At 60.4% G+C, this 26,498-nt stretch carries 23 protein-coding genes and 2 pseudogenes; 18 read left to right on the top strand and 7 right to left on the bottom strand.

Annotated elements, in window-relative coordinates:
* Positions 1 to 711 precede the first annotated feature (711 nt).
* A pseudogene (locus AC58NV_RS18315) lies at positions 712 to 1,287 on the bottom strand (transposase); the annotation flags it as partial.
* Positions 1,288 to 1,462: 175 nt separating this feature from the next.
* Between AC58NV_RS18315 and AC58NV_RS18310 the strand changes: the two are divergent.
* The 8 genes from AC58NV_RS18310 (at position 1,463) to AC58NV_RS18275 (ending at position 6,526) form a co-directional block, all read left to right on the top strand.
* Positions 1,463 to 1,882 (top strand): group III truncated hemoglobin, encoded by a 420-nt coding sequence (locus AC58NV_RS18310; RefSeq protein ID WP_497228393.1) that lies wholly within the window; start codon positions 1,463 to 1,465, stop codon positions 1,880 to 1,882.
* Between the two features lie 73 nt (positions 1,883 to 1,955).
* Positions 1,956 to 2,696 carry a DUF2189 domain-containing protein gene (locus AC58NV_RS18305; RefSeq protein WP_497228392.1) on the top strand — a complete coding sequence of 247 codons (741 nt, stop codon included), beginning with the start codon at positions 1,956 to 1,958 and terminating at the stop codon, positions 2,694 to 2,696.
* Positions 2,693 to 2,983, top strand: coding sequence for a TehB-like domain-containing protein (locus AC58NV_RS18300; RefSeq protein ID WP_497228391.1), 291 nt, complete (start codon positions 2,693 to 2,695; stop codon positions 2,981 to 2,983). Before AC58NV_RS18305 ends, AC58NV_RS18300 begins: the two co-directional genes overlap by 4 nt.
* On the top strand, positions 2,973 to 4,595 hold the full coding sequence (gene ccoN / locus AC58NV_RS18295) for a cytochrome-c oxidase, cbb3-type subunit I (RefSeq protein ID WP_497228390.1): 1,623 nt from the start codon (positions 2,973 to 2,975) through the stop codon (positions 4,593 to 4,595). The genes AC58NV_RS18300 and ccoN overlap by 11 nt, the downstream gene beginning before the upstream one ends.
* A gap of 6 nt (positions 4,596 to 4,601) precedes the next feature.
* On the top strand, positions 4,602 to 5,333 hold the full coding sequence (ccoO, locus tag AC58NV_RS18290; RefSeq protein WP_039174661.1) for a cytochrome-c oxidase, cbb3-type subunit II: 732 nt from the start codon (positions 4,602 to 4,604) through the stop codon (positions 5,331 to 5,333).
* Positions 5,330 to 5,497 (top strand): cbb3-type cytochrome c oxidase subunit 3, encoded by a 168-nt coding sequence (locus tag AC58NV_RS18285; RefSeq protein WP_366661575.1) that lies wholly within the window; start codon positions 5,330 to 5,332, stop codon positions 5,495 to 5,497. The genes ccoO and AC58NV_RS18285 overlap by 4 nt, the downstream gene beginning before the upstream one ends.
* A complete protein-coding gene (gene ccoP, locus AC58NV_RS18280; protein WP_497228389.1) occupies positions 5,488 to 6,360 on the top strand; it encodes a cytochrome-c oxidase, cbb3-type subunit III in 873 nt (290 codons plus the stop codon). Before AC58NV_RS18285 ends, ccoP begins: the two co-directional genes overlap by 10 nt.
* The gene (locus tag AC58NV_RS18275; protein ID WP_497228388.1) at positions 6,347 to 6,526 is read left to right on the top strand and encodes a hypothetical protein; all 180 of its coding nucleotides are present in this window, start codon (positions 6,347 to 6,349) and stop codon (positions 6,524 to 6,526) included. Before ccoP ends, AC58NV_RS18275 begins: the two co-directional genes overlap by 14 nt.
* Positions 6,527 to 6,567: 41 nt before the next feature.
* Here AC58NV_RS18275 and AC58NV_RS18270 read toward each other — a convergent pair whose 3' ends face one another.
* Positions 6,568 to 7,023, bottom strand: a complete 456-nt coding sequence (locus tag AC58NV_RS18270; RefSeq protein ID WP_497228387.1) for an RrF2 family transcriptional regulator — start codon at positions 7,021 to 7,023, stop codon at positions 6,568 to 6,570.
* Positions 7,024 to 7,131: 108 nt separating this feature from the next.
* Here AC58NV_RS18270 and AC58NV_RS18265 point away from each other — a divergent pair, with 108 nt between their 5' ends.
* The 5 genes from AC58NV_RS18265 to AC58NV_RS18245 are packed head-to-tail and all read left to right on the top strand — an operon-like array spanning position 7,132 to position 11,080.
* Positions 7,132 to 7,641: a cupredoxin domain-containing protein gene (locus AC58NV_RS18265; protein WP_497228386.1), complete on the top strand. Its 510-nt coding sequence runs from the start codon at positions 7,132 to 7,134 to the stop codon at positions 7,639 to 7,641.
* A complete protein-coding gene (locus tag AC58NV_RS18260) occupies positions 7,642 to 9,102 on the top strand; it encodes a cbb3-type cytochrome c oxidase subunit I (RefSeq protein WP_497228385.1) in 1,461 nt (486 codons plus the stop codon). It begins immediately after the preceding gene.
* Entirely contained in the window at positions 9,102 to 9,701 is a 600-nt protein-coding gene (locus AC58NV_RS18255; RefSeq protein WP_497228384.1) for an SCO family protein, read from the top strand. The genes AC58NV_RS18260 and AC58NV_RS18255 overlap by 1 nt, the downstream gene beginning before the upstream one ends.
* The gene (locus tag AC58NV_RS18250; RefSeq protein WP_497228383.1) at positions 9,698 to 10,258 is read left to right on the top strand and encodes a hypothetical protein; all 561 of its coding nucleotides are present in this window, start codon (positions 9,698 to 9,700) and stop codon (positions 10,256 to 10,258) included. Before AC58NV_RS18255 ends, AC58NV_RS18250 begins: the two co-directional genes overlap by 4 nt.
* Positions 10,259 to 10,264: 6 nt before the next feature.
* Positions 10,265 to 11,080: a formate/nitrite transporter family protein gene (locus tag AC58NV_RS18245; protein ID WP_497228382.1), complete on the top strand. Its 816-nt coding sequence runs from the start codon at positions 10,265 to 10,267 to the stop codon at positions 11,078 to 11,080.
* Between the two features lie 47 nt (positions 11,081 to 11,127).
* Here the strand turns inward: AC58NV_RS18245 and AC58NV_RS18240 are convergent, their stop codons facing one another.
* The 4 genes from AC58NV_RS18240 to AC58NV_RS18225 all read right to left on the bottom strand — a co-directional run bounded on the left by AC58NV_RS18240 (position 11,128) and on the right by AC58NV_RS18225 (position 18,542).
* On the bottom strand, positions 11,128 to 12,252 hold the full coding sequence (locus AC58NV_RS18240; RefSeq protein ID WP_497228381.1) for a hypothetical protein: 1,125 nt from the start codon (positions 12,250 to 12,252) through the stop codon (positions 11,128 to 11,130).
* Between the two features lie 134 nt (positions 12,253 to 12,386).
* Complete coding sequence (locus AC58NV_RS18235; RefSeq protein WP_497228380.1) at positions 12,387 to 16,472, bottom strand: Pls/PosA family non-ribosomal peptide synthetase; 4,086 nt, start codon at positions 16,470 to 16,472, stop codon at positions 12,387 to 12,389.
* Between the two features lie 296 nt (positions 16,473 to 16,768).
* The gene (gene ectB / locus AC58NV_RS18230; RefSeq protein WP_497228379.1) at positions 16,769 to 18,109 is read right to left on the bottom strand and encodes a diaminobutyrate--2-oxoglutarate transaminase; all 1,341 of its coding nucleotides are present in this window, start codon (positions 18,107 to 18,109) and stop codon (positions 16,769 to 16,771) included.
* 112 nt (positions 18,110 to 18,221) lie between these two features.
* A complete protein-coding gene (locus AC58NV_RS18225; protein WP_497228378.1) occupies positions 18,222 to 18,542 on the bottom strand; it encodes a hypothetical protein in 321 nt (106 codons plus the stop codon).
* 1,957 nt (positions 18,543 to 20,499) lie between these two features.
* On the opposite strand from AC58NV_RS18225, the pseudogene AC58NV_RS18220 reads away from it, so the two are divergent.
* Positions 20,500 to 21,259 (top strand): annotated as a pseudogene (locus AC58NV_RS18220) (IS5 family transposase).
* A 39-nt stretch (positions 21,260 to 21,298) separates the two neighbouring features.
* Here AC58NV_RS18220 and AC58NV_RS18215 read toward each other — a convergent pair.
* Positions 21,299 to 22,294 carry a LysR family transcriptional regulator gene (locus tag AC58NV_RS18215; RefSeq protein ID WP_497228377.1) on the bottom strand — a complete coding sequence of 332 codons (996 nt, stop codon included), beginning with the start codon at positions 22,292 to 22,294 and terminating at the stop codon, positions 21,299 to 21,301.
* Between the two features lie 51 nt (positions 22,295 to 22,345).
* On the opposite strand from AC58NV_RS18215, the gene AC58NV_RS18210 reads away from it, so the two are divergent.
* The 4 genes from AC58NV_RS18210 to speB are packed head-to-tail and all read left to right on the top strand — an operon-like array spanning position 22,346 to position 26,302.
* Positions 22,346 to 23,362: a TRAP transporter substrate-binding protein gene (locus AC58NV_RS18210; protein ID WP_497228376.1), complete on the top strand. Its 1,017-nt coding sequence runs from the start codon at positions 22,346 to 22,348 to the stop codon at positions 23,360 to 23,362.
* Positions 23,363 to 23,417: 55 nt separating this feature from the next.
* Positions 23,418 to 24,041: a TRAP transporter small permease gene (locus AC58NV_RS18205; RefSeq protein ID WP_497228375.1), complete on the top strand. Its 624-nt coding sequence runs from the start codon at positions 23,418 to 23,420 to the stop codon at positions 24,039 to 24,041.
* Positions 24,038 to 25,318 carry a TRAP transporter large permease gene (locus tag AC58NV_RS18200; RefSeq protein WP_497228374.1) on the top strand — a complete coding sequence of 427 codons (1,281 nt, stop codon included), beginning with the start codon at positions 24,038 to 24,040 and terminating at the stop codon, positions 25,316 to 25,318. Before AC58NV_RS18205 ends, AC58NV_RS18200 begins: the two co-directional genes overlap by 4 nt.
* Positions 25,319 to 25,336: 18 nt before the next feature.
* Positions 25,337 to 26,302 (top strand): agmatinase, encoded by a 966-nt coding sequence (gene speB / locus AC58NV_RS18195; RefSeq protein WP_497228373.1) that lies wholly within the window; start codon positions 25,337 to 25,339, stop codon positions 26,300 to 26,302.
* Positions 26,303 to 26,498: the final 196 nt, after the last annotated feature.

The following is a 26,498-nucleotide window of genomic DNA, read 5'->3' as shown; positions in this document are numbered from 1 at the left end:
CTTTGCACGCCGTGCTAAGACGAGAACCGTGCAGTCACCAAGCAGCCATTCCCCTCGACGTCTGTGAAAGTGATTCCGCGCACCTGCTTGGACAATGCGCAGGGCTACTTCTGAGGCCAATGCGCAAGTGGTAGCAAGGGCTTCCACTTGCCGTCAGTGTTGCTGAACAGGCCTTCTGATCGCTTTTGCGAACAATTGGATGCTCCATCGCCGATCTTGGTATTACTTGAAGATGCTAATGATCTGCACTTCGCTGAAAGTCAGGGCGCTCTCGCGAACCGTCTTTATCTTCCTGAAATGCTGCGCAATGCGGGAACTGCAGGCTTGATGGCAGCGCCCACGCTAGCCGCAGAATGCCTCCTTGGGGTCGGACAACCGCCTAGCGGAAAAGCAGTCCTTGAGGCCACCTGAGGGCTTCGCCTCCGGTTTCAGCAGGTTACTGGTAATTGTTCAATAGTGCCGCGCAGCGGGAGCGGTTCAATTGTGCGGAAAGAAACAGTGTCCAAGTCCTGTTCCCGTAGCAAACTTATGTTAGCATCTACGCCAGCCGCATCGGCAGGTTTACAGTTTTCGAGCGTGGTAAGCATATTGCCTTGCATGTCTAAGATATTGTTTTTGGAGTCTTGGTTGAGTGAAACCTGTCCGTCATCAAATGAAGTGGGCCAGTTGATCTGAACGCGATCGGGAGGGGCTGGCTCATGGGTTATGATCCTAAGCTGCGCGCCCGAGATTGAGCAAGCGGCACTGCTTCAGTGTTCTGTTCTTGACTTTCCTCCTTTCACTGAGAATGACGTGATCTCGATCGAATTAGACATCGGTCGGCGTAAGACTGCCGTGGCTTTCGCGGTAGCGGCAGTGGTTGTAGTGCTCGGCAAGTGCTTTAACGGCTTCTTCAAGAGCACTTGGAAAACAGTAGTTTTCCAGCAAGATGCGGTTCTTGAGAGTCTGATGCCAACGTCCAATCTTGCCCTGTGTCTGGGGATGGTCGGAAACGCCACGGGCATGTTCGATGCTCTGGTTATCGAGCCATTTGCCCAGGTCGTTGGAGATGTAACTGGAGCCGTTATCGCTCAGCAGCCCGGGCTTGTGCTCGACCGTGTCCGAAGAACAGCCTGATGCCTCCAGCGCCTGTTCCAGAGTGTCGGTGACATCGCCGGCCTACATCGTCGTGCAGAGCTTCCAGGCCACAATGTAGCGGCTTTAGTCGTCCAAGATCGTCGATAGATAGAACCAGCCCCAGCCAGTCATCTTCAGGTAGGTGAGGATCGCCGGGGAACTCTGCTTAGGAAACTTGGAGGCGCATTTTTGGCAATGCTGCTGGTGACCCGAAGAAGCCGCCGAGCATTTGCAGCTGCTTGGTAAGTGGCACGGCACTTTCCACGCTTCCTTTGATTTTTAAATACGACTTTACAATGCCTATTTAATGATACATGAATGCTGCATGCATGTATGGAGTAGTGCCATGAAGGATTCGCCGCACAAGCAGACTTGGCTGTTTGAGGTAACAGCTGAAGAAATCGCTCAGCTTGTCAGTTGTTTCTATGCCCGAGTCCGTGCGGATGCGGTGCTGGGACCGGTGTTCAATCCGGCCATCGGCGACTGGCCTGCGCATGAGGCAAAGATCGCAGCCTTCTGGTGCGGGGCGATCCTGCGGGAGCCAGGCTATGACGGCAATCCGATGCAGATCCATCTGGCCAATCCAGCGATCAGGCCGGAGCACTTCCCGGTCTGGCTGGCCTTGTTCCGCGAAACCGCGGAGCGGGAGCTGAGGCCGGAGACTGCCCGGGCCTTTGCCGCTTTGGCGGACCGGATCGGCAAGGGGCTGTCGTACGGGCTGGAGAACTTCCGGCGCGAAGCGGACGCGCCGCCGGTGCTGACATGAGCCGGGCTGAAGAGGCGGAGCGCGGGTTGTGCTATGCTGGCGGCACAGGCCGCAGGCGCGGGGGATAGCTGACATGCCGGATCCACTATACTCCAAGGCCCGGATCATCTCGGAGCCGCCTGCCCGTGTTGTGCGGCGCTGGCTGGCGGCGGGCTGGGCCGACCTGCGCCGCAATCCCGGATATTCGCTGTGTTATGGCGGCGCGCTGGTGCTCTTGGGCTGGCTGGCGGTCTGGCTGCTGGCCGCCACAGGCACCGGCTGGATGCTGCTGCCGCTGCTGGCAGGCGGGGTGCTGGTAGGGCCGGTTGCCACGGTCGGCTTGTACGCGGTGGCGCGCGGGCGGCGCGAGGTCGCCTCGAAAGGCCAGATCGCGCTGGTGGGCGCCATCCTGATGGTCTTTGCCCTGGCCTGGATCCGCGCGGCGACGGTGCTGTTCGCCATCGTCTATGGCCTCAGGCCCTTTGCCGGCTTTGTTGATACGCTGGTGCTGATGATCAGCACGCCGGCGGGCTGGATACTGCTGATTTCCGGGTCTTTGACCGGCGGGCTGTTTGCGGCGCTGGGGTTTGCGGTCTCGGCCTTCTCTTTGCCGATGCTGGTGGAGCGCCGGATCGACGGTTTCTCCGCCATGGGGCTGAGCTTCAACGCTGCCACCCATAACTTCCGGCTGTCGGTCTGGTGGGGGGCGGCGATCACCCTGCTGACCGGGCTGGGGGTGCTGACCGGCCTGCTGGGGCTGGCGGTGATCTTTCCGCTGCTGGGCTACGCAACCTGGCACGCTTACGCAGATCTGTTTCATGGAGAAGCAAGATGAATGAGGCCCTTCCTGAAGGCGCGGTGCATTACGCTACCTCGCGTTTCAACGAGCAAACCCTGCCGGAAAAGCTGCGCACGCACCACAGCACCAAGGCGGGGGTCTGGGGGCAGCTGGCGGTTCAAAGCGAGCAGTTGCTGTTCCGCTGTGAAGGCAAGGCGGACCAGTTGATAAAGGCTGGCGAGGCTGCCGTTTTTGCGCCGCAGGAGGTGCATTCGGTGGATGCGCCCGGCCAGGTGGAATTCGAAGTCCGCTTCTTCCGGCAGGAGGCCCCCGATGCTTCGTAGAGTTCCCCTGGAAGATCCCGCAATCCTGTGCGCCCTGTGCCTCGTGCTGCTGGGCGGGCTGGCCATCCTGGGCTGGGGCGTGCCGGTGGCCTATGTGCTCCATGGCTGGCTGATCGCGCTGGCAGCAGGCTGGGGCATCCTGTGGATGCTGAACCGGATGGGGGAAACCCCGGCAGAGGTGCCGCAAGCCTATAACGACAGGGTGATCCGCTTTGGCGTGGTCGCAGCGCTGATCTGGGCCATCATCGGCTTCGCGGTGGGTGACATCCTGGCCTGGCAGCTGGCCTTCCCGGCGCTGAACGGCGATATGTCCTGGTCCAACTTCGGACGGCTGCGGCCGGTGCATACCTCCGGCGTGATCTTCGGTTTTGGCGGCAACGCGCTGATTGCCACCTCGTTCTATGTGGTGCAGCGGACCTCAAGGGCGCGGCTGGCGAGCGAGACGCTGCCCTGGCTGGTGTTCTGGGGCTACAACCTGTTCTTAGTGCTTGCGGCCTCGGGCTATCCATTGGGCATCACCCAGTCCAAGGAATACGCGGAACCGGAATGGTATGCGGATCTGCTGCTGCTGGTGGTCTGGGTCGGCTATCTGGCGCTGTATCTCAAGACTCTGGCGCGGCGGGCGGAGCCGCATATCTATGTCGCCAACTGGTATTACCTGGCCTTCATCGTAGTGATTGCGATGCTGCACACGGTGAACAACCTGTCGGTTCCGGTGTCGATTGCTTACCCCAAGAGCTACTCGCTGTTCTCCGGCACCCAGGATGCGATGACGCAGTGGTGGTACGGCCACAATGCGGTTGGATTCCTGCTGACCGCCGGCTTCCTCGGCATGCTCTATTACTTCTTGCCCAAAGCGGTGAACCGGCCAGTCTATTCCTACCGGATGTCGATCGTCGGTTTCTGGGGGATTACCTTCCTCTATCTCTGGGCCGGCTCGCACCACCTGCACTACACGGCTCTGCCGGACTGGGTGCAGTACCTGGGCATGACTATGTCGATCATCCTGCTGGTGCCGAGCTGGGCTTCGGTCTTCAACGGCATCCTGACCATCAACGGCGCCTGGGACAAGGTGCGCACCGACCCGGCTGTGCGGTTCATGATGGTGGCGGTGCTGTTCTACGGGCTGGCGACGTTTGAGGGATCGTTCATGGCGATCCGCCCGGTCAACTCGTTGAGCCACTACACCGACTGGACAGTGGGCCATGTCCATGCAGGCGCCTTGGGCTGGGTTGCCTTCATCACCTTCGGGGCGATGTACAAGATGGTGCCTTGGGTGTGGAAACGCGATGGTGTCTATTCTCTGAAGCTGGAGGCCTGGCACTTCTGGCTCGCCCTGTCGGGGACGCTGATCTACGTCGGCGCGATGTGGAACAGCGGCATCACCCAATCGCTGATGTGGCAGACCTATGATGCCGATGGCGCGTTCCTCTACTCCTTCCTCGACAGCGTGGTGGAAATGCATCCCTACTATGCCGCGCGCGCGGTTGGCGGGCTGCTCTACCTGATCGGCGGCTGCATCGGCGCCTACAACATCTGGATGACGGTGAGCGGGCCGCGAAAGACCCAAACCTGGCAAGCGGGGCCAATCCCCCGGCAGCCTGCGGAGTGATCAGCCATGAGCACACAGCATCAGAAGCTTGAACGAAATTCCATCGGGTTTGCCCTGGCGATCCTGCTGGTGGCCTCGATCGGCGGCATCGTCGAGATTGCGCCGCTGTTCACCATCGAGAACACGGTGGAGGAGGTCGAGGGGATGCGGCCCTATACGCCGCTGGAGCTGGCCGGGCGCGACATCTACGTGCGGGAGGGGTGTTACGCATGCCACAGCCAGATGATCCGCACTCTGCGCTCGGACGTGGAACGCTACGGCCACTACAGCCTCGCGGCCGAAAGCATGTATGACCACCCGTTCCAATGGGGCTCTAAACGCACCGGTCCGGATCTGGCGCGGATCGGCGGCAAGTATTCGGATGCCTGGCACGTGGCCCATCTGGAGGCTCCGCGGGAACTGGTGGAGGGTTCGGTGATGCCCGGCTATGCCTTTCTGTCGGATACTCGGCTGGCGACCGGCCATCTGCCCGCAGCGTTGAAGGCGCTGAGCCGCGCCGGGGTGCCCTATACCGAAGCCCAGATTGAAAACGCAGAGAAGGACGCGGTCTGGCAGGCGGATTTCGAGCAGAACTACGAAAGCGAGCTGCAAGAGAGCTATGGCGCAAAGGTGCAGGTGCGCGACTTTGACGGCCAGCCCGGGCGGCTGACGGAAATGGATGCGCTGGTCGCCTATCTGCAGATGCTGGGAACGCTTGCGGACCTGGATACGCTGGACCCGGAGGAGAGCAACCGATGACCCATGATGCCGTTCTTGTGTTCTCCAAGACCTGGGGGGCGATTTACCTGCTGGTGGTGTTCCTGGCGGCAGTGCTTTGGACCTATTGGCCGTCACGGCGGCGGATCTATGACGATGCGGCGCAATCGCCGCTGGATGGGCGCGAGGATCAGCCATGGCAGTGAGGGAAAAGGACCCGGTTTCGGGCACTGAGCTGACCGGCCACGAGTGGGATGGGATCAAGGAAATGGACACGCCCGTGCCCTGGGCCTCCCGCTGGGCGCTGTGGATCAGCATTGCGGTGTCGGTGCTGTTCTGGCTGCTGTATCCCTCATTTCCGCTGGTCACCGGCTATGCCAAGGGCTTGCTGGGCTATTCCACGCGGGCGGAGGTGGCAGCTGCGGTGGATCAGGCCGAGGCGGAGCGGGCGCAGGCCTTTGCGCCGTTCCAATCCGCGGACATTGCGGCGCTGGCAGTAGAACCGGAGCTGGAGGCGCGCTATGGCCAGGCGATTGGCAAACTATATGCCGACAACTGCGCTGCCTGCCACACGGCGGAGCTGACGGGCCAGACCGGGTTTCCCAATCTGACGGATGGGCATTGGCTGTGGTCCGGCAGCCCGGAGGAAGTCGAGTACAGCATCCGCTATGGCATCAATGCGGCCCATGACGACACCCGCAGCGCCCAGATGCTGGCTTTTGGCGCCGACGGGATGCTGGACAAGGTGCAGGTCAAGGAGGCAGTGGAATTTGTGCTGTCGCTGTCCGGACAGGAGCATAACGCGGAGCTGGCCGAAGCAGGCAGGGTGGTGTTTGAGGACAACTGCGCCGCCTGCCATGGCGACGATGGGCGTGGTGGCTATGAAAACGGCGCGCCGGATCTGGGTGATGGCCAGTGGATCTATGGCGGCAGCCGGGACGACGTCTACCGCAGCGTCTACTATGGCCGGATGGGCGTCATGCCCGCCTGGGAGGGCCGGTTGAGCGATGCCCAAATCCGGATGCTGACACTTTACGTGCTGTGGAATGGCAGTGATGCCGCGGACTGAGAAAAAACCGTCTGAGGAAAACCCGCGCTTCCGCAGAGCGATGTACCTGCTGATACTGGCGCTGCTGGCAGGCTACGCCGGGTTCAAGGCCTGGCATCTGTCGGTGGCGTTTGAAGCCTGGGACGGGCAGGTTCTGGAGGGCACGGTTTCCGGCGCCGCCAAGTGAGGAGCGGCTGAAATAGCCGGGGCCAGGCAAGCGGCCGCAGCCTATTTCAAGGCCTGCTCCGCCTCCAGCGCCCGGATCAGGTTCTTCATGCCGCGGTTTCCTTCCAGCACGTCCTTCAGCGTTCGGCTGTCCAGCGCGGCAAAGAAGGCCTCCTGCGCCTCGCTCAGGATCGGCAACAGCCCGCAGGCCGGTGTCATCACGCAGCAGCCGCCGTCCTCCTTCATGCATTCCACCAGCGGCGTGCCGTGTTCGGACTTCCGCAGCAGCGCGCCGATGGAGATCGCCTCAGGCGGTTGGGCCAGTCGCATGCCGCCGTTACGGCCGCGGACCGATTCCACATAGCCCTCGTGGGTCAGCCACTGGGAGATCTTGGCCAGATGGTTGAACGGCAGCTGCTGCATCCCGGCAATTTCGCGGGTGGTCATCAGCCCGCCCTCATGGGTGGCGAGGTGGATCAGGATGCGCAGGGCGTAATCTGAAAACTTGGTGATCTGCATAAGCGTTCATCCCACAATTAATATGCATTGAAAAGACGTATTTTGTTGACATGTATCCGCGCTCCCCAATAATAGGCATTCAGAATGCTTATTAAATGGAGGCAGCTCATGCAGCCAGTTGTTCTTTTAATCTCGCTTTCCCTGATGGCGGCGCTATCAGCGGTCTTTGTTCTGGCGGCGCGGGCTGCGCGCGGCCCGGCGCCGGGCCCGGGCGCCAACGCAAAACGCACCGGGCTGATCTGGGCGATGACGATTGCGGGTGTGATCGTCTCCGTTGCCTCGCTGCGGGAGTGGCCGCATGCGCTGGCCAGCACCGGCGACGCGCTGCAGGTGAATGTCAGCGGCGGCCAGTGGTGGTGGGACATCGACACCACGGAAATCCCGGCGGGCAAGCCGGTCAATTTCAATGTCACCACCGAGGACGTGACCCACGGGATGGGCATCTACAACAGCAACCTCACGCTGCTGACCCAGGTGCAGGTGATCCCGGGTTACACCACGCAGATCACCTACACGTTTGAGGAGCCGGGCAGCTACCAGCTCCTGTGCATGGAGTTCTGCGGCGTGGCGCATCACGACATGGTCAATGAATTCGAAGTTGTTGCGGGAGAGGAATGAATGAGCACTGCATCCGAGACATTCGCATCTGAACCGGCAGCAGTCGGCCCCCAGGCGGGGGCGGTCAAGCTGACGATGATCCTGTCCGGCGCGGTGTTTGCGCTGATGATGGTCTTCGGCTTCGTCATGCGCGCCGCTCAGGGCCAGTGGATCGAGCTGGACCCGGCGCTGTTCTATCAGCTGCTGACCGCGCATGGCGCGGGCATGGTGGGCACCGCGGCGCTGTCGGGCGCGGCGATCATGTGGTACTTTTGCGGCCGTTATCTGGAGCTGGCTGGCGGCATTTACTGGGCCTTCCTGGGACTGTTTCTGCTGGGGGTGGTGCTGATCCTTGGCGCCATCTTCATCGGCGGTTACGGCGGTGCCTGGACCTTCCTTTTCCCTCTGCCTGCACTCTCTGGCGGCGCCTGGGAGGCGGGCGCAGCCGCGGCCTTCATGCTGGGTTATACCGCTATCGGGGTGGGTTTTCTGTTCTATTACCTGGAGCTGGGCCGCCGTATCCACGCCCGTTACGGCAGCTTGGCGCGGGCGCTTGGCTGGAAGCTGATCCTGGGACGCGAGGATAATGATCCCCCGCCGCCTGCGATCGTTGCCGCTGCGGCGGTCACCATCTTCAACTCGATCGGGATTATCCTTGGCGCGGCGGTGCTGGTTGCAAGCCTGGTGCATCTGCTGGTGCCGGGGTTCGAGGTGGATGCGCTCCTGGCCAAGAACCTGATCTATTTTTTTGGCCATGTCTTTATCAACGCCTCGATCTACATGGCGGTGACGGCTGTTTACGAGATCCTGCCGGAATACACCGGCAAGCCCTGGAAATCGAACCGGCTGTTTGCGATTGCCTGGAACGCGGTGCTGATCTTTGTGATGGCGGTCTATTGGCATCATCTGCTGCAGGACGTGATCATGCCGCCCTGGATGCTGGTGGTGGGGCAGCTGGTCTCCTACTTCAGCGGCATTCCCCTGATCGCAGTCACCGCCTTTTCGACCTTCCTCTATGTGCGCGGCTCCAAGATGACTTGGGATCTGGCCTCGGCGCTCTTGGTGCTGTCGGTTGCGGGCTGGTCGGTGGGGGCCATCCCGGCCTCCATCGACGGGATGATCAGTGTAAACAAGGTGATGCACAACACCATGTGGGTGCCGGGGCATTTCCACACCTATCTGCTGCTGGGCGAGGTGGCGATGGCCTTCGGCTTCATGGCCTGGCTGGTGCGCGGCAAGACGATCGCCCGGATGAACGGCATGGACAGGGCGGGATTTGCCATCTACCTGGCGGGGGCTGCCGGTTTCGTGACGGTGTTCCTGGTCTCCGGCGCGGCTTCGATCCCGCGGCGCTGGGCAGTGCATTACGAGGAATGGCTGACCCATGACCGTATCGGCACCGCATTCAGCGTGCTGGTGGTGCTGGGCACCTTGGTCTTTGTGCTGCGCTTCTTGGCGCGGCTCGGGCGGAGCGAGAGCTGATGCTGGCCCGTGTTCTCCCCCCGGTTCTCGCCGCCATTGCCGGCGGCGGGATCCTCTGGCAGGCCACAGACGGGGCCCAGGCCTTTACCAGCGAGGCGGCGCGGCGGCTGGATGTGGTGCAGTCGCCCCGCAAAGTGCCCGAAGTGCTGCTGGAGGATATGACCAGCCGCCGGGTGCCGCTGCTGCCGCAAGCGGACGAGGTTGTGCTGGTAGAGTTCATCTACACCGTTTGCGGCGACATCTGTCAGATCGCGGCGGCGGATTTTGCCGAGATCCGCGACCGGCTGCAGACGCAGGGGGTAACGGCCCGGCTGCTGTCCGTTAGCTTTGACCCGGAGCGGGACACGCCGGAACAGATGTCGATCTACGGCGATGCTCATGAGGCAGACAGCAGGATGTGGACTGTTGCCCGGCCGGACCAGCGCGACCTGCCGGGGCTTTTGGACCTGTTCGGCGTGACCGTCATCCCGGATGAGTGGGGCGGGTTTCAGCATAATGCGGCGATCCACGTGATAAGCAGCGACGGCCGGTTTTCAGCGGTCTTCGACACGGATGCTGTGGAGGCGGTGCTTGCCCATCTCCGGGGGGTACAGCCATGAAGATGATCGCCCTGACCCTGCTGGCCACGGCTGAGGCCGTTGCCCTCCAAGGTGCGGCGGCGGGCAGTCCGATCCAGCATGTGCTGGTGCAGATGCCGCTGCTGGTTCTGGCGGGCGTGCTTCTGGGCTGGGATTTGCGCTGTCGGCGTGATTGGGCGGGTCCGCTATTGCTCACGGCGTTGACGGTTTTTCTGTTCTGGATGCTGCCGCGCAACGTGGACTGGGCGCTGACGCCTGCGGGGGAGCTGGCGAAATACCTGAGCCTGCCGCTGCTGCTTGGCGTGCCGCTGCGGCTGAGCTGGCCCTGGCTGAGTCCCATCCTGCGCGGCTTTCTCAAGGCCAACGCGCTGTCGATGCTGGCGGTGCTGGGGTTCCTTTACACCCATGCCCCTGTGCGGATCTGCAATTCCTACCTGGTGTCCGCCCAGCAGGAGCTGGGGTTCGCCTTTCTTTACCTAGCGGCGGCGCTGGCCTGCCTTTGGGCCATCCCGGTTCTGTTCGGACATCCGCGCCGCGGGCCGTTCGGCACGGCGGGCTGCAACAGATGCGGAGTGTGATGTGATATGACCTATGCCGAAACCGTGCTGAGCTTCGCGCGACTGGCGCAGCAGAAAAGCCGCCACTTGCGCACGGACCCGCTGGCTTTCCTGATCCTGGCGCTGAAGGCGGGCGCCTTTGTCGGGGCCGGGATCCTCTTGATCTTTTCAGTGGGGCAGGGTGTCGAAGGAGCCTACCGCCCGATTGTCATGGGCGCCAGTTTCGGCATTGCGCTGATGCTGGTGGTGTTCGCCGGTGCCGAACTGTTCACTGGCCACACCATGTATATGACCCACGGGCTGCTGACCGGCCGGACCGGACCGGGCGACCTGGTGCGCTGCTGGGCGGCCAGCTGGGGCGGTAACCTGGCCGGGGCGTTGCTGCTGGCGGCCCTGTTCACCGCGGGCGGCGGCGGGCTGATCCTTGGCGCGGGCGAGGACGCGCTGCTGTACAAGGTTGCGGCCAAGAAGATGCAGAGCCCTGCTCTGCAGCTCTTTGCTAAGGCGGTGCTGTGCAACTGGCTGGTGTGCCTGGCCCTGTGGTGCTCGGCACGCGCCAGGGACGACGTGGCCAAATGCATTATCATCTTCTGGTGCCTTTACGCCTTCATCGCGGCCGGTTTCGAGCACAGCATTGCCAATATGACGGTGTTCTCGGTGGCGCTGATGTCGGATCACCCGGACAGCATCACATTTGCCGGCGCAGCCCATAACCTGACCTTTGTTACCCTTGGCAATACCTTTGCCGGGGCCGTGATCATGGGCTGGGGCTACTGGCGCGCGGCCTCGGCACTGGAACTGAAGGATGAGGCTAAAAAGGAAGCTGCGAGGGAAACCGGTTGAAAGGGCAAGGGGAGCAGGCCGGTAAGGCCTGCTCAGACGCCCGGTATTTAGAATTCAACGCTGTAGGACAGCAAGATACCGGCAGAGTTTGTGTAAGTGCCGTTTGTTCGGTCGCGCTTGTAGGCGAGTTCGACATAGAAACTGTCGTAAAAGGTCTTGCCCACCGACGCGGTGGCGAAGCGATTGCTGCCATTGGCTATTTCATCTGTGTCGCTGCTGTTGCTGACGTCCTGGACACCACCACCCAGTGTGGCAACCCAATCCTCGCCAAAATAATAGGCGGCGTTTGCCATCATAGTGTCCTGATCAAAGGAAACACCGTCGTCTTGCGAGTTGTCCAGGCTGACCAGTTCGGCGTACAGCTCCAGATCGTTGCCGTTGCCAAGTTCAAACAGCTTGCTGGCACCGGCTGCAAAACCGGTTTCCGTTTCCTCTCCTGGCAGGCCGCCCTCCTGCGAACGGTAGGTGATGTTGTAGCGTGAATCTTCGATGCCGAAGGCGTCATCCCCCTCAAGCCAGACGGTGTAGGAATTCAGGCCGCCAGTGTTGCTCAGCCCGCCGTCCTCACGTGAGGCCAGCCGTTCACCGCGCAGGAAACTTTTGGCGAGGAAACTGGTATCCAGCTGAAAGGTGCTGGCGCCCAAGGTGTGTTCGCCGCCCGAGGCATCCTCGAATGCATAGGTGACGCCTGCGCCGAGCCGTTCAGTCAGTTCATAGCCGTCGTGGTAACCGGCGCCGTAGAGTTCGCCCGCAACATCGTCAAATCCAATTCCGAACACCGGATTGAACTTGCCGGCGAAGAACCCGAACCGGTCAAACTCAGCGTTCAGGTACAGTTCTTCAAAATAGAAGTCATAGTCGTTCGGGAATGTTCCCTCACCCCTAACGGATGCACCAAGCAAAGAGCCCGCCAGCGAGACATTCTCGTTGAAGTAATACACAACATCCAGCGTCGCGGTGTAGTCGTCTTCCTGTTCGTCCGGATCATCACTGTTGTTGTGAAGGTATTCCAAGGTCAGCTCGGCAAGAAAGGGCCTGTCGGGATCATACCCTTCGTCTTCCGCCTCTTCAGCCAGTTCCAGGAGGGCTCTGCTGTCTTCCTCCGCCCAGCCGGCCACCGGCACCGCATGCGCCGCGGCAAATACCGCGCATGTCACAACAATGGATTTCATTTCCTTGCGGTCCTCCTGGATTCCTGCCCGATCCGTGCGCAAGAGACTGCTCCAACCAGAGCGGTTTCTGCAGGTTGAACATGACGTACAAGACCGGCGTCCGCAATACGGCAGGCAAGCACTGCTTGGAGGAATCATTCGGCGCAAAGGGGCTGCTGGCAAGCGTTTACCCGCACCTCTGCCGCAGATTGCCCTAAGTGGCGCACGCTTTCTTCCCCGGCGTGCGGCGGCGCGCAGGCCGGATTGCCGTACCATGCATCCCCAGCGCCGACTTCCTCGCCTTTCATAAGGAAGGCATTGGCTCCCAGAACCGCCTTCTCGCCGACGCTGGCCCCGTAGTGGACAAATCCGCCAACGCTTACTGTGGCGCCGTTGCCCACTGAGATGTAATCCGACTTGAACACGCCTTCCTCCAGGGAATGGCACTGCAGGGTCGCCCGGTAGTTGAATGTCGCATTGTCACCGATGCTGATCAGGGTGCGCTCAACAAACTGGGCGCCGTCGTCAAACATCTTGCGGCCGATCCGCATGCCCAGCAGACGGCCTATGACCCCGCGCATTGGTGTTCCCGCGAACAGGTTGATGACAGGGTGGTCGGTCATTTTCCAATGCCGTTCGTGCGACCAGAAGTAATCGTCAAGCACAATCGCCTGGCGCGGTTTCAGCCTGCCGAAGGAGAGGCTGGCCCGTTCACAAAAGACAAAATAGCCGATTGTGAAGAAACTCATGCCGATTGCCAGGACTGCCAAGGCCGGAAATCCAACCGCCAGATAGCCCTGCCAGGCGATTTGAACAGCAAACAGCATAATGCAGATGAGAACCAGCAGGGCAGCCTGGTAGATCAGTGCCGTATTCAGATTGTGAATGTTTTTCTCCTTCAGCCGGCCGGCATGGGCAGCTGCTTCAAGCTTGCTTGCCATCGCGGTATCGCGCTGCACGGCGCGGGGAATCTCGAAGGGCGGGGAGCCCAAAATCCCCGTATTCTCGCGGATCGGCCCATCGACAGGTATCATCGCCTTGGTCCCGATGAGGCAGTTTTCACCTGTGCGGCCGCCAGCCGGGTAGTGGATGTTGTTGCCCAGGTAATTTTGCGCGCCGATCTTGACCGGCAGCACGCGGAAAGAGGATGCCGAATACTCAGTGTTGATCATCGACAACCCGTCGGAAACCATCGTCCCGGTGCCAATATCGCAGAGGAACGGGTTGGTGTGGCGTTGGTTGACCCCGAAGTTGGATCCGGTCTGTATCACCTTGTTCAGATTAAAGCCGACATACTGCAGGTAGTAGACGATCGCCGAGCTGTCCCCGAAAATCAGGTTGTAGAAGCGCGAATTCGACCAGCCGGCAACAAGGCCGTGCATGAAGAAGTGAAAGCCATAAAGCGTGTAGACCCGGCCGGGCTCCACGAATTTATGTGCAATGCGCGGCATGATGCCGATGAACAGCAGCCCAGCAGGGAAGGCCACGAGATAGAGGAAAAGTGTGACTTGCACGGCGAGGATTGCCATCTCCCGCAGGTCAGTGATCGCAGCGAATTCATCCGCATAGCCGCCCAGGATGCCTGCCGCCAAGGCGCTGGAAACGAGCCAAAGCATCAAGAAGCCGAAAGCCATCCAGCCGAGCGTATAGGACCACCGGCGCAGTTCGCTGCAGTGGCGGGGTTCGATCCGGCAATAGTCATCCTCTGTTTCGACAGCAGGGGTGCCGTGATAGCGCCTGCCGGAAAGTGCAACTTGATCCCTTTCCAGGCTCGACGCGTGTCCAAGCTGGGTTCCATCTTCCATTGATGAACCGATCTCAAGAATGCAGGCTTCGCCGATGAACACATTGTCGCCGATCGTGACCGGCCCGATTTCGATGAAGCCGGCCTCGGCCTGATAGCCAAGCGCAACCGCTTCACGGCGCAGGATGGTGTTTTCGCCGATCGAAATAAGGTCGGTGCAGACCGGCGTCCCGGAATGTATGACTGTGCCGCGCCCAACTTTGGCGCCAAGCGCGCGCAGATAGACATTGTAAACCGGGGTCCCGGCAAGCAGGGCGGGGGGCGCGCTGCGTATCAGGCCTTTGACCAGCCAGAAACGGAAGTACCCCGCGCTCCAAATCGGAATCCGGCCAGGCTTCCAACGGCCGATCAATGCCCATTTGGCTGCAATCGGAACCAGGCTGAACACCACAAGCAGACCGAAGCCGACAAGTGTCATGCGCGTGCCAGCGGTTACGGCGCTGGGGCTGCCTGACAGGGCAAACTCCACGGTTTTGACAAACAGCCAGAAACCAAACAGGCCATAGGCAATCATCCAGGCGAATTGCGCGGCGCCGCACAGAAGGTACGCGCGGTCGCTTGCGATGTGTTCGGGTTTGGGCGTCTGCGGCGGCATTCGGACCTGCGGCGCGGGCGCCGCGGTCTTGGCATGTTCGCGCAGCTTCCGGATCGTCGGATTGAGGTAGATATCGCGCATGGAAATGCTTGGCAGACCAGCGCATTTGCGCAGCGCCGCGCAATAGCGCGCCATCAGCAGCGAGTGAGCGCCAAGATCATCAAAGAAGTGATCATCAATCGATATCTTTCCGGCATTCAGGATCGGGCGCAGCTGGTCAGCAAGCAATTCCTCGACTTCGTCGCGGGGGGCGACGGTGTTCTCGCTGCTGATTGTGAAACGCGGTCCGGCCGGCGGAGGCAGCTTCTTCCGGTCCGCCTTGTTGTTGACGGTCATGGGAATGTTCTGCAGCTCTTCCAGATATGATGGGATCATGTAGGGTGGCAGCTGCGCCTTAAGCTTCCGGGCGACTGCCTCCTTGTCCAGTGCTTCAAACTCATTGTTGAGCGCGTAATAGGCGACCAGCTCACGCGTGCCGGGTTCCGTTTCCCAGGTGTCGACAACTGCTTGGGAAATTTCCGGAAACTCCAGCAGCACCGACTCGATTTCCGTCAGTTCGATGCGGTAGCCCCGGATCTTGACCTGGGTGTCGATCCGCCCGTGAAACTCAATTTCGCCGTCTTCGTTGATGCGCCCCAGATCACCCGTGCGGTAAAGTCGGCGGGAGGGGTTTTCGGGGCCGTTCAAGCAATCGGGAACGAACTTCCTGGCCGTCAGGTTCGGACGGTTGAGGTAACCGGCGGCCAGCCCCACGCCTGCAACGGCAATTTCCCCCAGTTCTCCATCGGCCAGCTCTATGTCTTCCTCCGGGTCGAGGATCGCGATCGAATAGCTTGGCAGCGGGCCGCCAATGGTTACCGGCTTGCCGGGAAGCAGTTCGGTGATGGTGCAGGTGACGGTCGCTTCTGTTGGGCCGTAAGCGTTCAGAATCGTGCGGCCATCCCGGTGCCATCGCGAGATCAGCCCTTCAGGACAGGCCTCACCCGAAACAAGAAGCAGCCGCAGATCTGGCAGCTCTTCCTCCACCGTGGCCAGCAAAGTCGGCACACAGCACATCGCAGTGACCTGACGCCGCCGCAGAAAATCCGCAAGTTCCTCTCCGACCAGGCTTACTCCCGGCTTGGTTGGAACAAGTGCCGCGCCGGCCAATAGCGGCACCCATAGCTCCTCGACCGAAAAGTCGAAGGCAATCGTCATGCCCTGATAGACCCGGTCGTCGGGCCGGTAGCCATAGGTCTCGGCCGCAACCCGCACAAAATTGCAGATACTTGCCTGTTCGATCACAACGCCCTTGGGCTTCCCGGTCGTGCCCGAAGTGTAGATGAGATAGGCAATCTCGTCGCCTCGGCCTCTCAGCTCATCAGGGTTCAGGCGTGCAGTGTCGCACGTTTCGATCTGCGGCGCGGCAAAGTCCAGAAAAAATGCCGGGACATCAATCCCGCTGAAGCAGCCGGCATAACGTTCTAGCGATAGCACCGCGTCGACGCCGGCGTCTTCCAGAATGAAAGCGATGCGCTCAGAGGGGAAGCCTTCATCCAGCGGCACATAGGCGGCATGGATCTTCTGCACCGCCAGAAGGGCTGTATAGGAGGCTGCGGATTTGTCGAACATCAGGCCAATCCGGTCGCCTGGCCCCAGCCCGTTCGACAGGAGGTACCGGGCCAGCTGATTGGCACGGTTGTCCAGATCCCGGAACGTCAGTGTTGCGTCCTTTGAAATGACGGCAAGGTGATCGCTGTCGCCAAGCGCGTCGAATTCATCGCAGCGTGTTTCAAACAGGTGGTGCAGCCGCTCACCGGGCTGCCAGCGGACAGAGTTGACTGCTGAATGACACGTAAGCACTTTTAAGCTCCAATTAGCGAAACGCCTTACAGCACTGGCTGTTCATGCGCCGTTGCGTTGCGTTGTGGTGCTGTGCTCTGTGCTATCCGTTGCCCTGGCCTGGTTTGCGAGGGTAATTGCGGCTGCAAGATCGCGGGCGTTTAGCGCAGTCCGGTTGGGAAGGAATATGGTGCCCCCCCTTCCCAACCTTCCCGGCCCGATGTGCGCGAATCAGACGCTTCCGGGCCGAAACTCCCCTGCACACATCCCTGTGGGCCTTGACCAGCGCTTAGGAAAGCTGATGCACAGTTGCCGGGTCAGGAACTCGCGATGCGAATTTTCCGGCCGGATCTGCCTGCCGCACCCAGAATGTCCGCTGTCGCACGCTCCAGAATGTCCAGCCCTTCGGCCAATTCACCCCTGGTGATCGTCAGAGGCGACATGCATTTGACGACCTCGTCATCCGGGCCGCAGCGCTCGCAAATCAGTCCAAGGGCGAAGCAACGGTCGCGAACCTTGCCGGCCGTGTTTGCGCTCGCAAAGCTGATCCCACGCATCAGCCCGCGCCCTTTGACCCGTTCCAGATGCTCGGGGTACCGGGCCGTTATGCCCTGAAGGCGACCCTCAAGGTATTCTGCTTTCTCCATGACCTCACGGGAGAAATCCTTGGTCCGCCAGTAGTGGCGCAGCGTTGCTGCGGCGGTCACGAAAGCATGGTTGTTGCCGCGGAAGGTTCCGTTGTGCTCGCCGGGCTGCCAATGATCCAGGTCCCGCTTGAACAGGACAAGCGCGAGCGGCAGCCCATAGCCGGAGAGTGACTTCGACAGGGTGACGATATCAGGAGCAATGCCCGCCGGTTCAAAGCTGAAGAACGTTCCGGTGCGCCCGCAGCCGGCTTGAATGTCGTCGACGATGAGCAGGATCTCCAGGCGGTTGCACAGAGCCTCAAGCCTTTGCAGCCACGTCCAGCTTGCGGGGTTGAGCCCGCCTTCGCCCTGCACGGTTTCGACGAGCACAGCTGCCGGCAGGTCGATGCCGCTGGAGCTGTCACACAGCATCTTCTCCAGAACGGCGACCGTATCCACGTCGGCTCCGAGATAGCCGTCGAACGGCATGCAAACTGCGCCGTTCAAGGGCACGCCGGCCGCTTTGCGCAGGGTTTGATTGCCGGTCATCGAAAGCGAGCCAAGCGACACGCCGTGAAAACTGTTGGTGAAGTGCACTACATTGGCCCGGCCTGTCACTTTCCTGGCAAGTTTCAACGCCGCTTCTACCGCGTTTGTGCCGGTTGGTCCTGTGAACTGCGCAACATAGTCCAGACCGCGGGGGCGCAGGATGGTGTCGGCAAGTTCAGTCAGGAACTGCGCCTTGGCCTCGGTGTGCAGATCAAGGCTGTGAGCGATGCCATCGGCATTCACATACTCGGTCAGGGCATGTTTCAGAACGGGGTTATTGTGCCCGTAATTCAACGACCCTGCGCCGGAAAGAAAATCGAGATAGCGGTCTCCTCTCTCGCTCCAGATTTCGCAGCCGACAGCTTTTGCAAAAATTGCAGGCATTGATCTGGCATAGGATTGCACGTTGGATTCATAACTCGCAAAAATTCCGGTTTCGGAAAATTGAACATTTTCCGATCCGAATTGCTGCACGTGTTCCATGGTATTCTCCATATCTTACGCAGCACGCCCCAAGCGCAGGCCCGGGCGGGGATTTTAACTGTATTTGAAGGTGCGTGGCGGACCGTTTACGGTGCCCGTGCGGATTGCCCGTTTATTCCGACGAGCCAATGAGCACGTAAACAAGGGGCGCCCTGCAGCCGGCAAGTTCCTGGCGGATAAACCGCGTGGCTGACACGCGGTCCTGAAACACCCCTCCGCAGGCGAATTTGGAATCCAGCACTTGCCACAGGCCGGTTTTGGTCTTTGCAAGCTGGAATTTCAGGTCTGCCTTCGAAGAACTGTCCAAGCGCCTGGCGGCGGCTTCCTTGCGGATGGCCGCACGCTCCCCGCGAGAGGAAAGCAGGCTTTTTGGTGCAGAACGTGTACTTGCGCTGCTTTGTGTGCCGCAGCGCAATTCTGGCCGAACAATCATTTGATACCCCCCCTAGTTAAAAACCCCCTAGTTTTGCCCCACTAGCAAATGAGAAGAATAGCGAATTGCTATTCAACAAAGTCCGTGATCCCGGATGAATGCATCAAGCCCACGGGTTTACCATGTTAGGATAAATTGACCACTCACTGTTGCATGGCAACACCAGCATATTCCCATTTTGCGAAAATTTCAAGAAATTATTTGAAAATCAAGCTCTGCACACTAACGCGGATCGGAGTTCCAATTGAATTTCGTTGCATTAATTGGAGTTTAGCCGAAGCCTCCTTCAGCGGGCGGATTTCCCCTTTGGCCTGTGCGGCAAGAATGCCACACGAGGATTGTCCGTGCAGGACGGGGGAGCTTTTTGCCTGTTCTGGGCCTGGCGATCGAAGCTGAAGTCTTTCAAGGAATATCCCTTGGGCTTGCCAGCGCGGCAAGTCCGTGCGCGCCATGCTCTGGCTTCTGAAAGGGGGCGGCACCTTGATGTTCGCAGCAGTCCGGCCCGGATGTGTAACCTGGATATGAGTGTGAGTGTTCTGTAATTCCATTTTTGCGTCTTCTTGAAAAGTGGAATTTGCACCCGTGCGGCGAGCAGGCAGAACAAGGGTTCCTTCTCATTGGGGATGCAGAACATGATCATTGCATCAGGTGGGGTTCAAGCAGGGGGTGAAGAAGGGTTCTGCTAATGATCAGAATTTCTGCGAAAATCTGGCAGAAATAAATTTCAGAAACTGCGTCGACAACAACCTATTGATGTGGATTCGTAACGTGCTGAGAATTGCGTAACTACTGAACTGTACTTGTTTCGCATGGCCTAGGGTCGGCCACTTGGCGTACCGGGCAGGATAACTTGAAACTGGTGCAGCTTTACGGTTCCGTCGCTTTGTCGCAATGTAAGTGATAAGCAGGGAAGGACTTGCACAACTGCTTTTTGAAAGCCCCTTCCAGGCAATGAATGCGACCGTCTGCCGCAGAATCAATCCCTCTGCATGTTAGTGGCTTTCGATCAACAGAGATTGCTTCCACTGAAGTTGTGGATATGTCTGGGGGCATAAAGGCGACAGGTGTTTTTTTGCCTTGTGTTCGAAGGTGGTAGTGCTGTTTGCCAAAAGAATAGGCAGCTATAAAGATCACTGTTTTTGAACCACTTTTTTCTTTCCCGCTACCGCGTAGGTAGTGTTGCAACCGCAGCATTTGTTGCGTTTGCGCAACAAGAAAGGACGGTGGGCGCTCGGTTAACAACTTTTTGAGGGCTTTAGTCTCGCACATTCCGCTGCAAGTCATGCGCAGACGACGGGCACTATTTCGCACTCTCCGCTTCGGCTCTGGTATGCGGAGCACTACTGAATGCCTGGCTGCTCCGGCATCTTCCGTTTCATCTCGTTTCGGCAATTGGCCTCACAGCTTCTATGGCTGGGGGGCTGATCATGCTTACCCTTGCCCGGTCGGAAGTTCACGCGCCTCTGGCCGTGGCGGGGCCGGCCGCCATCAGCGTCTTCGGCCTTTCCATTGTCTTGCCCAGTGCTACCGCCCGCGCTGTGCAGCCTTTCTGGACGCACGCCGGTGCCGCTTCTGCAGCAAAAGGCAGTATTCGGGTCAGCCTTCGCGTGGCAGCGGGATAAGCCACTGGATTGTTCTATGCCGGATCGGCGCTGCCCCTGAGTATCGGTTTGACCGCCTGCACAGTTCTGGTGGCCGTCTTTTTCCGGCAGGCCAGACACAATGAAACCCACAGCCCTCAGGGAGCCATCAATGCCCGCAGTTGAAAACTTGCTCGCTTTCGCCGCCATGAGCGCTGCCCTTGCTTTCGTTCCCGGGCCTGACAATATCTTTGTGCAAACGCAATCAGCGTTGGCAGGGTGCAGAACGGGATTGCTGGTAGTATTAGGCTCTGGACCCATTGATTTGGTTGCAGTCTCCGTGCCAGGCTGTTTCAATCTCCCGGACCTCAGGAGGCGTGAAGAGCAACTCGTTTTGGCTGGCCGACGAAGAATTGGCGCGGTTGAGGCCGTACTTTCTGAAGAGCCACGGTTAGCCGCGTGCGGATGATCGGCGTGTGCTGAGCGGAATTTTCTTCATCAACCGCAACGGGTTGCGTTGGTCAGATGCTCCGAGAGAGCATGGCCCGCCGAAGACGCTCTACAACCGTTGGAAGCGATGGAGCGACAAGGGCGTGTTTGCCCGGATCATGGCAAGGCTGGCTGCCGGGCACGCGGTTTACAAGGCAGTCATGATTGACGCGGCCTACCTGAAGGCCCACCGCACGGCGTCCTGCCTGGCAGTGGAAAAGGGCGGCGTGGACGTCTGATCGGGCGAACCAAAGGCGGCATGAACACCAAACTTCATGCCGTTACAGACGCCTCTGGCCGTCCGATCCGGTTCTTCATGACCGCCGGTCAGGTCAGTGACTGCACCGGATCCAGGGCGTTCTTGAGAAGCTTGCCCGCCGCCGCTTGGAGGATTGCTGGCCGGGTTGTGATGCCGACTGGTTCCGAGGTGCCTTGAACGACAAGGGGATGCGCCCTTGCATCCCAGGCAGGAACTCGCGTGACAAACCCGTCCGATACGACAAACACAGGTACCAGCGACGCAACCGCATCGAGTTCATGTTCGGCAGGCTAAAGGACTGGCGGCGTGCCGCTGCACGTTACGACAGGCGCCCGAAGGTCTTCCTCTCAGCCATCGCACTCGCTGCCGCCGTCATCTTCTGGCTCTGAAATTCAATGAATCTGGCGCCTAGTGTACGCAGCAGCGCATCACTCCAGAGGTTTGCTTTCATCAAGGCAGGCGTACCGCATATCTTGGGCAAACAGGTCCACTGCGTGCCTGAGAACATGAACACGGCGGGTTGCGAGATAGAAGGTGGAGTTCCATCGCATTTTGCTGTTCCTGATTTCCCGGAACTTGCCTTCTGCAACCCGCCTGAGGGCAAAATGTGTTGGCAATGGTCCCAGAAAATGACCCGTTTCGATGAGCATCGCCATGGCCTCCATGTTAGCCACGACCGCCGTCGGTTCCGGCGATCCGAGTTCCGGCGATACCAGCATGTCATATGAACGCTGGCACAGCTGATACCGGCCGATGGTTTCAAGACCGATTTCACTGTCCGGTTCGGCGAACAAAGGATGTCCCTGCGCGCAGTAGAGTCTGTGCTCTTCACTGCATAGTTCTGAATACTCCAGCTCTGGCACCTGGTTTCGGAATGGCGCCACGGCAACATTCAATTCACCGCTGATCAGCTGTTGTGTCAGGTCCGCGGGGGAGGCCACAACAATTTCGATCCTGACTTCATTCGGGCGCGCGAGGAACCTCTGCAAAGCATTTACGAGTTTCAGGCTGGGAAAGCTGTCGATCGCATCCACGACGCCGATCCTCAGATCTCCGGCGATGGTATTCCTCAGCTCCAGCAACTCGGCGTCGAAGTCGCGCGCACTGCGCAGAATTTCGCGGGCTTTCTGATAGGCGATCTCGCCGCGTTCCGTCAGGCGGAAGCCGCCACGGCCGCGTTCGCAGATCCGGTAGCCCAGCGAGGTTTCCAGGTCGCGGATACGGATGCTGATAGCAGATTGAGTGACGCCAAGGGCGTATTGCGCATCAGAAAAGCCGCCGCACTCAACGACGGTAACAAAGGTCTCTAGCAGCGTGTTGCGCAACAGTTTCATGGCACGGCTCTTTTGTGGCTGACGCTGAATTACATGAAAATTTCTTATGCGAAGATAATCAATGTAATATTTTTCAAACATTCGGCTCATGCTGAGGTGTCCTCCATTCCCGTCAACCATGCCAATTGGGAGGAGACCCGCATGGCCCTTAGCTTGAAACACCTGAAAACCACCGCCGCCGCCGCGCTGCTGAGCCTGGCGCCCGCCGCCGTCTTTGCCGAGGACTGGAAATTCGCCATCGAGGAGATTCCGGGCTCGATCATGGACGCCTATGCGCAGGAGTTCAAAAAGCGCATCGAGGCAGCGACCGAAGGCGATGTGACCGTTACCGTCTATCCGATGGGCACGCTCGGCACCCCGACCGAGACGGTGGAGCAGGCGGCCGATGGCGTCATCCAGCTGACCAATGTGTCGATCGGCAACCTGGGCACCATTGTGCCGGAAAGCCAGGTGTTCCTGCTGCCCTATCTGCTGCCCTCCGATCCGGCGGCGATTTCGAAGATCCTCAGCAACTCGGACACCATCTACGGCCCGCTGAACGAAGATTTTCAGAAACGCGGCCTGGAAATCATGACCATGTATTCCGAAGGCCCGCAGGTGTGGACCACCAACCGCGAGATCCGCACGCCGGAGGACTTCGAGAACTTCAAGATGCGGGTGATGGTGTCGCCGATCCTGCTGGAGACCTACAAGAACATGGGCGCCAGCCCGACCCCGCTGCCGTTTGGCGAAGTGTTCGGCGCGCTGCAGCTGGGTGCGGTGGACGGCCAGGTGAACCCGATCCCGACCATCGAGGAGATGAAGTTCTATGAGGTCACCAGCCATCTGATCTGGGCCGGCGAGCAGGAACTGGTGACCACCGTGGTCGCAGGCTCCGACTGGTTTGCCACATTGAGCCCCGACCGCCAGCAGCTGGTGCGCGACACCATGGCGGGCATGACCGGCTACATCGACGGTGTTGTCACCGACTTCAACCAGCAGCGTCTGGACGTGATCAAGGACGCCAAGCCGGACATCGGCCTGGTGGTGCTGACCGAGCAAGAGCGTGACGCCTTCCGCGCCCGCTCGGGCGATACCGCGGCGGCCTATGTCGAGACCGCTGGCACCCGCGGCCAGGAGCTGCTGGACGCGCTGCAGGCGGAACTGGCGGGCAGCTGAGCCCGCTTCCGGCCCCGCGCCGCTTTTGCGCGGGGCCAATCCAGGGGAGGATATCATGCTACCTGCCAAACCCGCTCCCTTCGGCCTTCTGGGCAAGATTGATGGCACCATCGGGCGTGCCGAAGTCTGGATCCTGGGCTGGGGGATAATCCTGATGGCCGGCAACACCATCGCCAATGTCTTTGGCCGCTACGTGTTCAACCAGTCGATCTATTTCTCCGAGGAGCTGAACGAGTTCCTGATTGTCATCGTCACCTTCATGGGGCTGGGCTATGCCACCCGCAAGGGCATCCATATCCGCATGTCGGCGGTCTATGACGCGCTGCCTGTGAAGATGCGCAAGGGGCTGATGGTGGTGATCGCTGCCACCACCGCGGTGATGATGGGACTGCTGGCCTGGTACGCGCTGGAATATGTGCAGAAGGTCGCCAGCCGCGGCCGCATCACCCCGGCGCTGCAACTGCCCCTGTACCTCACCTATGTCTGGGTGGTGATCGGGCTGGCGCTGACCGCGCTGCAATACCTGCTGACCGCGCTGCGCAACCTGAACTTTGCCGAAGCGGAAATCTATGTCTCCTACCTGGAGGTGGACAGCTACGAAGACCCGGAAACCGCCGCCGCGATCCAGCGCTATGAAGAGGCCGGCGCCGCAGACACCGGGAAAGGGGAAAAATCATGACCGAACTGATGCTTGCCGTGATGATCCTGCTGCTGCTGTCAGGGTTCCCGATGAAGATGCCGCTGATCTCGGCTGCGGTGCTGGGCTTCCTTGTCTACTTCCCGGACATGAGCCTGCAGATCCTGATCCAGCAGATGATTGGCGGTGTGAAGCCCGCGGCGCTGATTGCGGTGCCGATGTTCATCCTGGCCGCTGATATCATTACCCGCGGCCATTCCGCCAACCGGCTGATTGACGTCGTCATGAGCTTCATGGGCCATATCAAGGGCGGCCTTGCAATTTCCGTGACCTCGGCCTGTGCGCTGTTCGGCGCGGTCTGCGGCTCGACCCAGGCAACCGTGGTGGCGATTGGCGGTGCGATGCGGCCCCGGATGCTGAAATCCGGCTACAAGGACAGCTTTGCCATCGGCCTGATCGTCAATGCCGCGGACCTGGCCTATCTGATCCCGCCCTCCATCGGCATGATCATCTATGGCGTGGTCTCCGGCACCTCGATCTCGCAGCTGTTCATCGCGGGCATCGTGCCGGGGCTGCTGATCGTGGTGCTGTTCTCGGCCTATTGCATGGTCTACGCTTACCGCCACGACATCCCGGTGCTGCCGCGCGAGGGCTGGGGCCAGCGTTTCACCGCCATGCGCCGCGCGCTGTGGCCGATGGGGTTCCCGGCGATCATCGTGGGCGGCATCTACGGCGGGGTGTTCTCGCCGACCGAGGCGGCCGCGATCTGCGTGCTCTATGCGGCAGTGCTGGAGGTGCTGATCTTCCGCTCGGTCCGCTTGCGCGACCTGTGGGATATTGCGTTGTCGACCGGTGCGATCACCTCGGTGGTGTTCATCCTGATCGCGGCAGGAGCGGCCTTCAGCTGGACGCTGAGCTTTGCCCAGGTGCCGCAGCAGATCATCGCCTCGCTGGGGCTGGATGAGGCCGGGCCGCTGATGGTGCTGGTGGCGGTGAACCTCGCCTTCTTCCTCGGCTGCATGTTTGTCGACTCGATTGTGGTCATCCTGATCCTGGTGCCGATCTTTGCCCCGATGATCAAAGCGGCTGGCCTCGATCCGGTGCTGGTCGGTGTGCTGATCACCCTGCAGGTCGCTATCGGTGCCGCAACCCCGCCGTTTGGCTGCAACCTGTTCACCGCCATCGCGGTGTTCCGCCGCCCCTTTGTCGAGGTGGTGCGGGGCGTGCCGCCCTTCCTCGTCATCCTCTTGCTCGTGACCGGCCTGCTGGTCGCCTTCCCGCAAATCGCCCTGTTCCTGCCGGAACTGGCCTATCGTTAAGAAAAACGGAGAATCAACATGTCTGCACACGGTTACGAATCCGGCCGCCTGAACCTGCCCTTTGTCGGCATCGCCACCTTCGGCAAGAAGCCCTATGTCGAAGATTGGGACAACATCGACGCCGACGTTGCGATCCTGGGCGCGCCGTTTGACTTCGGCTGCCAGTTCCGCTCCGGCGCGCGGTTCGGCCCGCGGGCGGTGCGCGAGGCCTCGACGCTGTTCAGCTTCGGCCACGCCGGCGCCTATGATCACGAGGATGACGCCACCTATCTGGGCGCGGACGTGCGGATCGTCGATCTGGGCGATGCCGACATCATCCACACCAAGACCGAGGAGAGCCACGCCAATATCGAATACGGCGTGAAGAAGATCCTCGATGCGGGCGCCATTCCGGTAACCATTGGCGGCGACCATTCGATCAACATCCCCTGCATCAACGCCTATAAGGAAGACTGCGAAAAGAACGGCCCGATCCATGTGATCCAGGTCGACGCGCATCTGGACTTCGTCGACGAGCGCAAGGGCGTCACCGACGGCCACGGCAACCCGATGCGCCGCGCGATCGAGAAGGATTACGTCTCCGGCATGACCCAGCTGGGCATCCGCAACGTGTCCTCGACTGCCAAGGAAGGCTACATCGACGCCCGCGAGCGCGGCTCCGACATCCTGTCGGTGCGCCAGGTGCGCAAGCTGGGGACGGACGCCGTGCTGGGGCGCATCCCCGAAGGCGCGCGCTATTACGTGACCATCGACATCGACGCCTTCTGCCCCTCGATTGCGCCCGGCACCGGCACCCCCAGCCACGGCGGCTTCCAGTATTATGACGTGCTGGAGATCCTGCAGGGCCTGTCCAAGCGCGGCGATGTGGTGGGGATCGACCTGGTGGAGGTCGCCCCGGCCTATGATCCGGCTGAGAGCACCCAGATCCTGGCCGCGCAACTCTTGCTGAACTTCATCGGCTTCATCTTCCACAACAGGGCCTAGGTCTCCTCCCGCTGCGCCTGCTTTCGCGGGTGCAGCGTAAGCCTGGCGCGTCTACCAAAATTGGCGCGCCAGGACTGAAGCGCCTCGGCAAATGTTTTTTGGGGAGAACGCGTTTGCCAAGGCGCCGGTCATCTGGCGACACTGGCGTTGAACCTCACTCAGGGCATCGGCGGGGATCGGGTTGCAATCACTGACC

Source organism: Leisingera sp. ANG49 (genome assembly GCF_059694505.1).
The sequence above is the reverse complement of the archived record's forward strand: the minus strand, read 5'-3'. Positions and strand labels throughout refer to the sequence as shown.

Excerpts from the sequence above, each read along its gene's own strand:
- AC58NV_RS18310 (WP_497228393.1), top strand. The coding sequence starts at position 1,463 with ATGAAGGATTCGCCGCACAAGCAGACTTGGCTGTTTGAGGTAACAGCT.
- AC58NV_RS18305 (WP_497228392.1), top strand. The coding sequence starts at position 1,956 with ATGCCGGATCCACTATACTCCAAGGCCCGGATCATCTCGGAGCCGCCT.
- AC58NV_RS18300 (WP_497228391.1), top strand. The coding sequence starts at position 2,693 with ATGAATGAGGCCCTTCCTGAAGGCGCGGTGCATTACGCTACCTCGCGT.
- ccoN (WP_497228390.1), top strand. The coding sequence starts at position 2,973 with ATGCTTCGTAGAGTTCCCCTGGAAGATCCCGCAATCCTGTGCGCCCTG.
- ccoO (WP_039174661.1), top strand. The coding sequence starts at position 4,602 with ATGAGCACACAGCATCAGAAGCTTGAACGAAATTCCATCGGGTTTGCC.
- AC58NV_RS18285 (WP_366661575.1), top strand. The coding sequence starts at position 5,330 with ATGACCCATGATGCCGTTCTTGTGTTCTCCAAGACCTGGGGGGCGATT.
- ccoP (WP_497228389.1), top strand. The coding sequence starts at position 5,488 with ATGGCAGTGAGGGAAAAGGACCCGGTTTCGGGCACTGAGCTGACCGGC.
- AC58NV_RS18275 (WP_497228388.1), top strand. The coding sequence starts at position 6,347 with ATGCCGCGGACTGAGAAAAAACCGTCTGAGGAAAACCCGCGCTTCCGC.
- AC58NV_RS18270 (WP_497228387.1), bottom strand. The coding sequence starts at position 7,023 with ATGCAGATCACCAAGTTTTCAGATTACGCCCTGCGCATCCTGATCCAC.
- AC58NV_RS18265 (WP_497228386.1), top strand. The coding sequence starts at position 7,132 with ATGCAGCCAGTTGTTCTTTTAATCTCGCTTTCCCTGATGGCGGCGCTA.
- AC58NV_RS18260 (WP_497228385.1), top strand. The coding sequence starts at position 7,642 with ATGAGCACTGCATCCGAGACATTCGCATCTGAACCGGCAGCAGTCGGC.
- AC58NV_RS18255 (WP_497228384.1), top strand. The coding sequence starts at position 9,102 with ATGCTGGCCCGTGTTCTCCCCCCGGTTCTCGCCGCCATTGCCGGCGGC.
- AC58NV_RS18250 (WP_497228383.1), top strand. The coding sequence starts at position 9,698 with ATGAAGATGATCGCCCTGACCCTGCTGGCCACGGCTGAGGCCGTTGCC.
- AC58NV_RS18245 (WP_497228382.1), top strand. The coding sequence starts at position 10,265 with ATGACCTATGCCGAAACCGTGCTGAGCTTCGCGCGACTGGCGCAGCAG.
- AC58NV_RS18240 (WP_497228381.1), bottom strand. The coding sequence starts at position 12,252 with ATGAAATCCATTGTTGTGACATGCGCGGTATTTGCCGCGGCGCATGCG.
- ectB (WP_497228379.1), bottom strand. The coding sequence starts at position 18,109 with ATGGAACACGTGCAGCAATTCGGATCGGAAAATGTTCAATTTTCCGAA.
- AC58NV_RS18225 (WP_497228378.1), bottom strand. The coding sequence starts at position 18,542 with ATGATTGTTCGGCCAGAATTGCGCTGCGGCACACAAAGCAGCGCAAGT.
- AC58NV_RS18215 (WP_497228377.1), bottom strand. The coding sequence starts at position 22,294 with ATGAGCCGAATGTTTGAAAAATATTACATTGATTATCTTCGCATAAGA.
- AC58NV_RS18210 (WP_497228376.1), top strand. The coding sequence starts at position 22,346 with ATGGCCCTTAGCTTGAAACACCTGAAAACCACCGCCGCCGCCGCGCTG.
- AC58NV_RS18205 (WP_497228375.1), top strand. The coding sequence starts at position 23,418 with ATGCTACCTGCCAAACCCGCTCCCTTCGGCCTTCTGGGCAAGATTGAT.
- AC58NV_RS18200 (WP_497228374.1), top strand. The coding sequence starts at position 24,038 with ATGACCGAACTGATGCTTGCCGTGATGATCCTGCTGCTGCTGTCAGGG.
- speB (WP_497228373.1), top strand. The coding sequence starts at position 25,337 with ATGTCTGCACACGGTTACGAATCCGGCCGCCTGAACCTGCCCTTTGTC.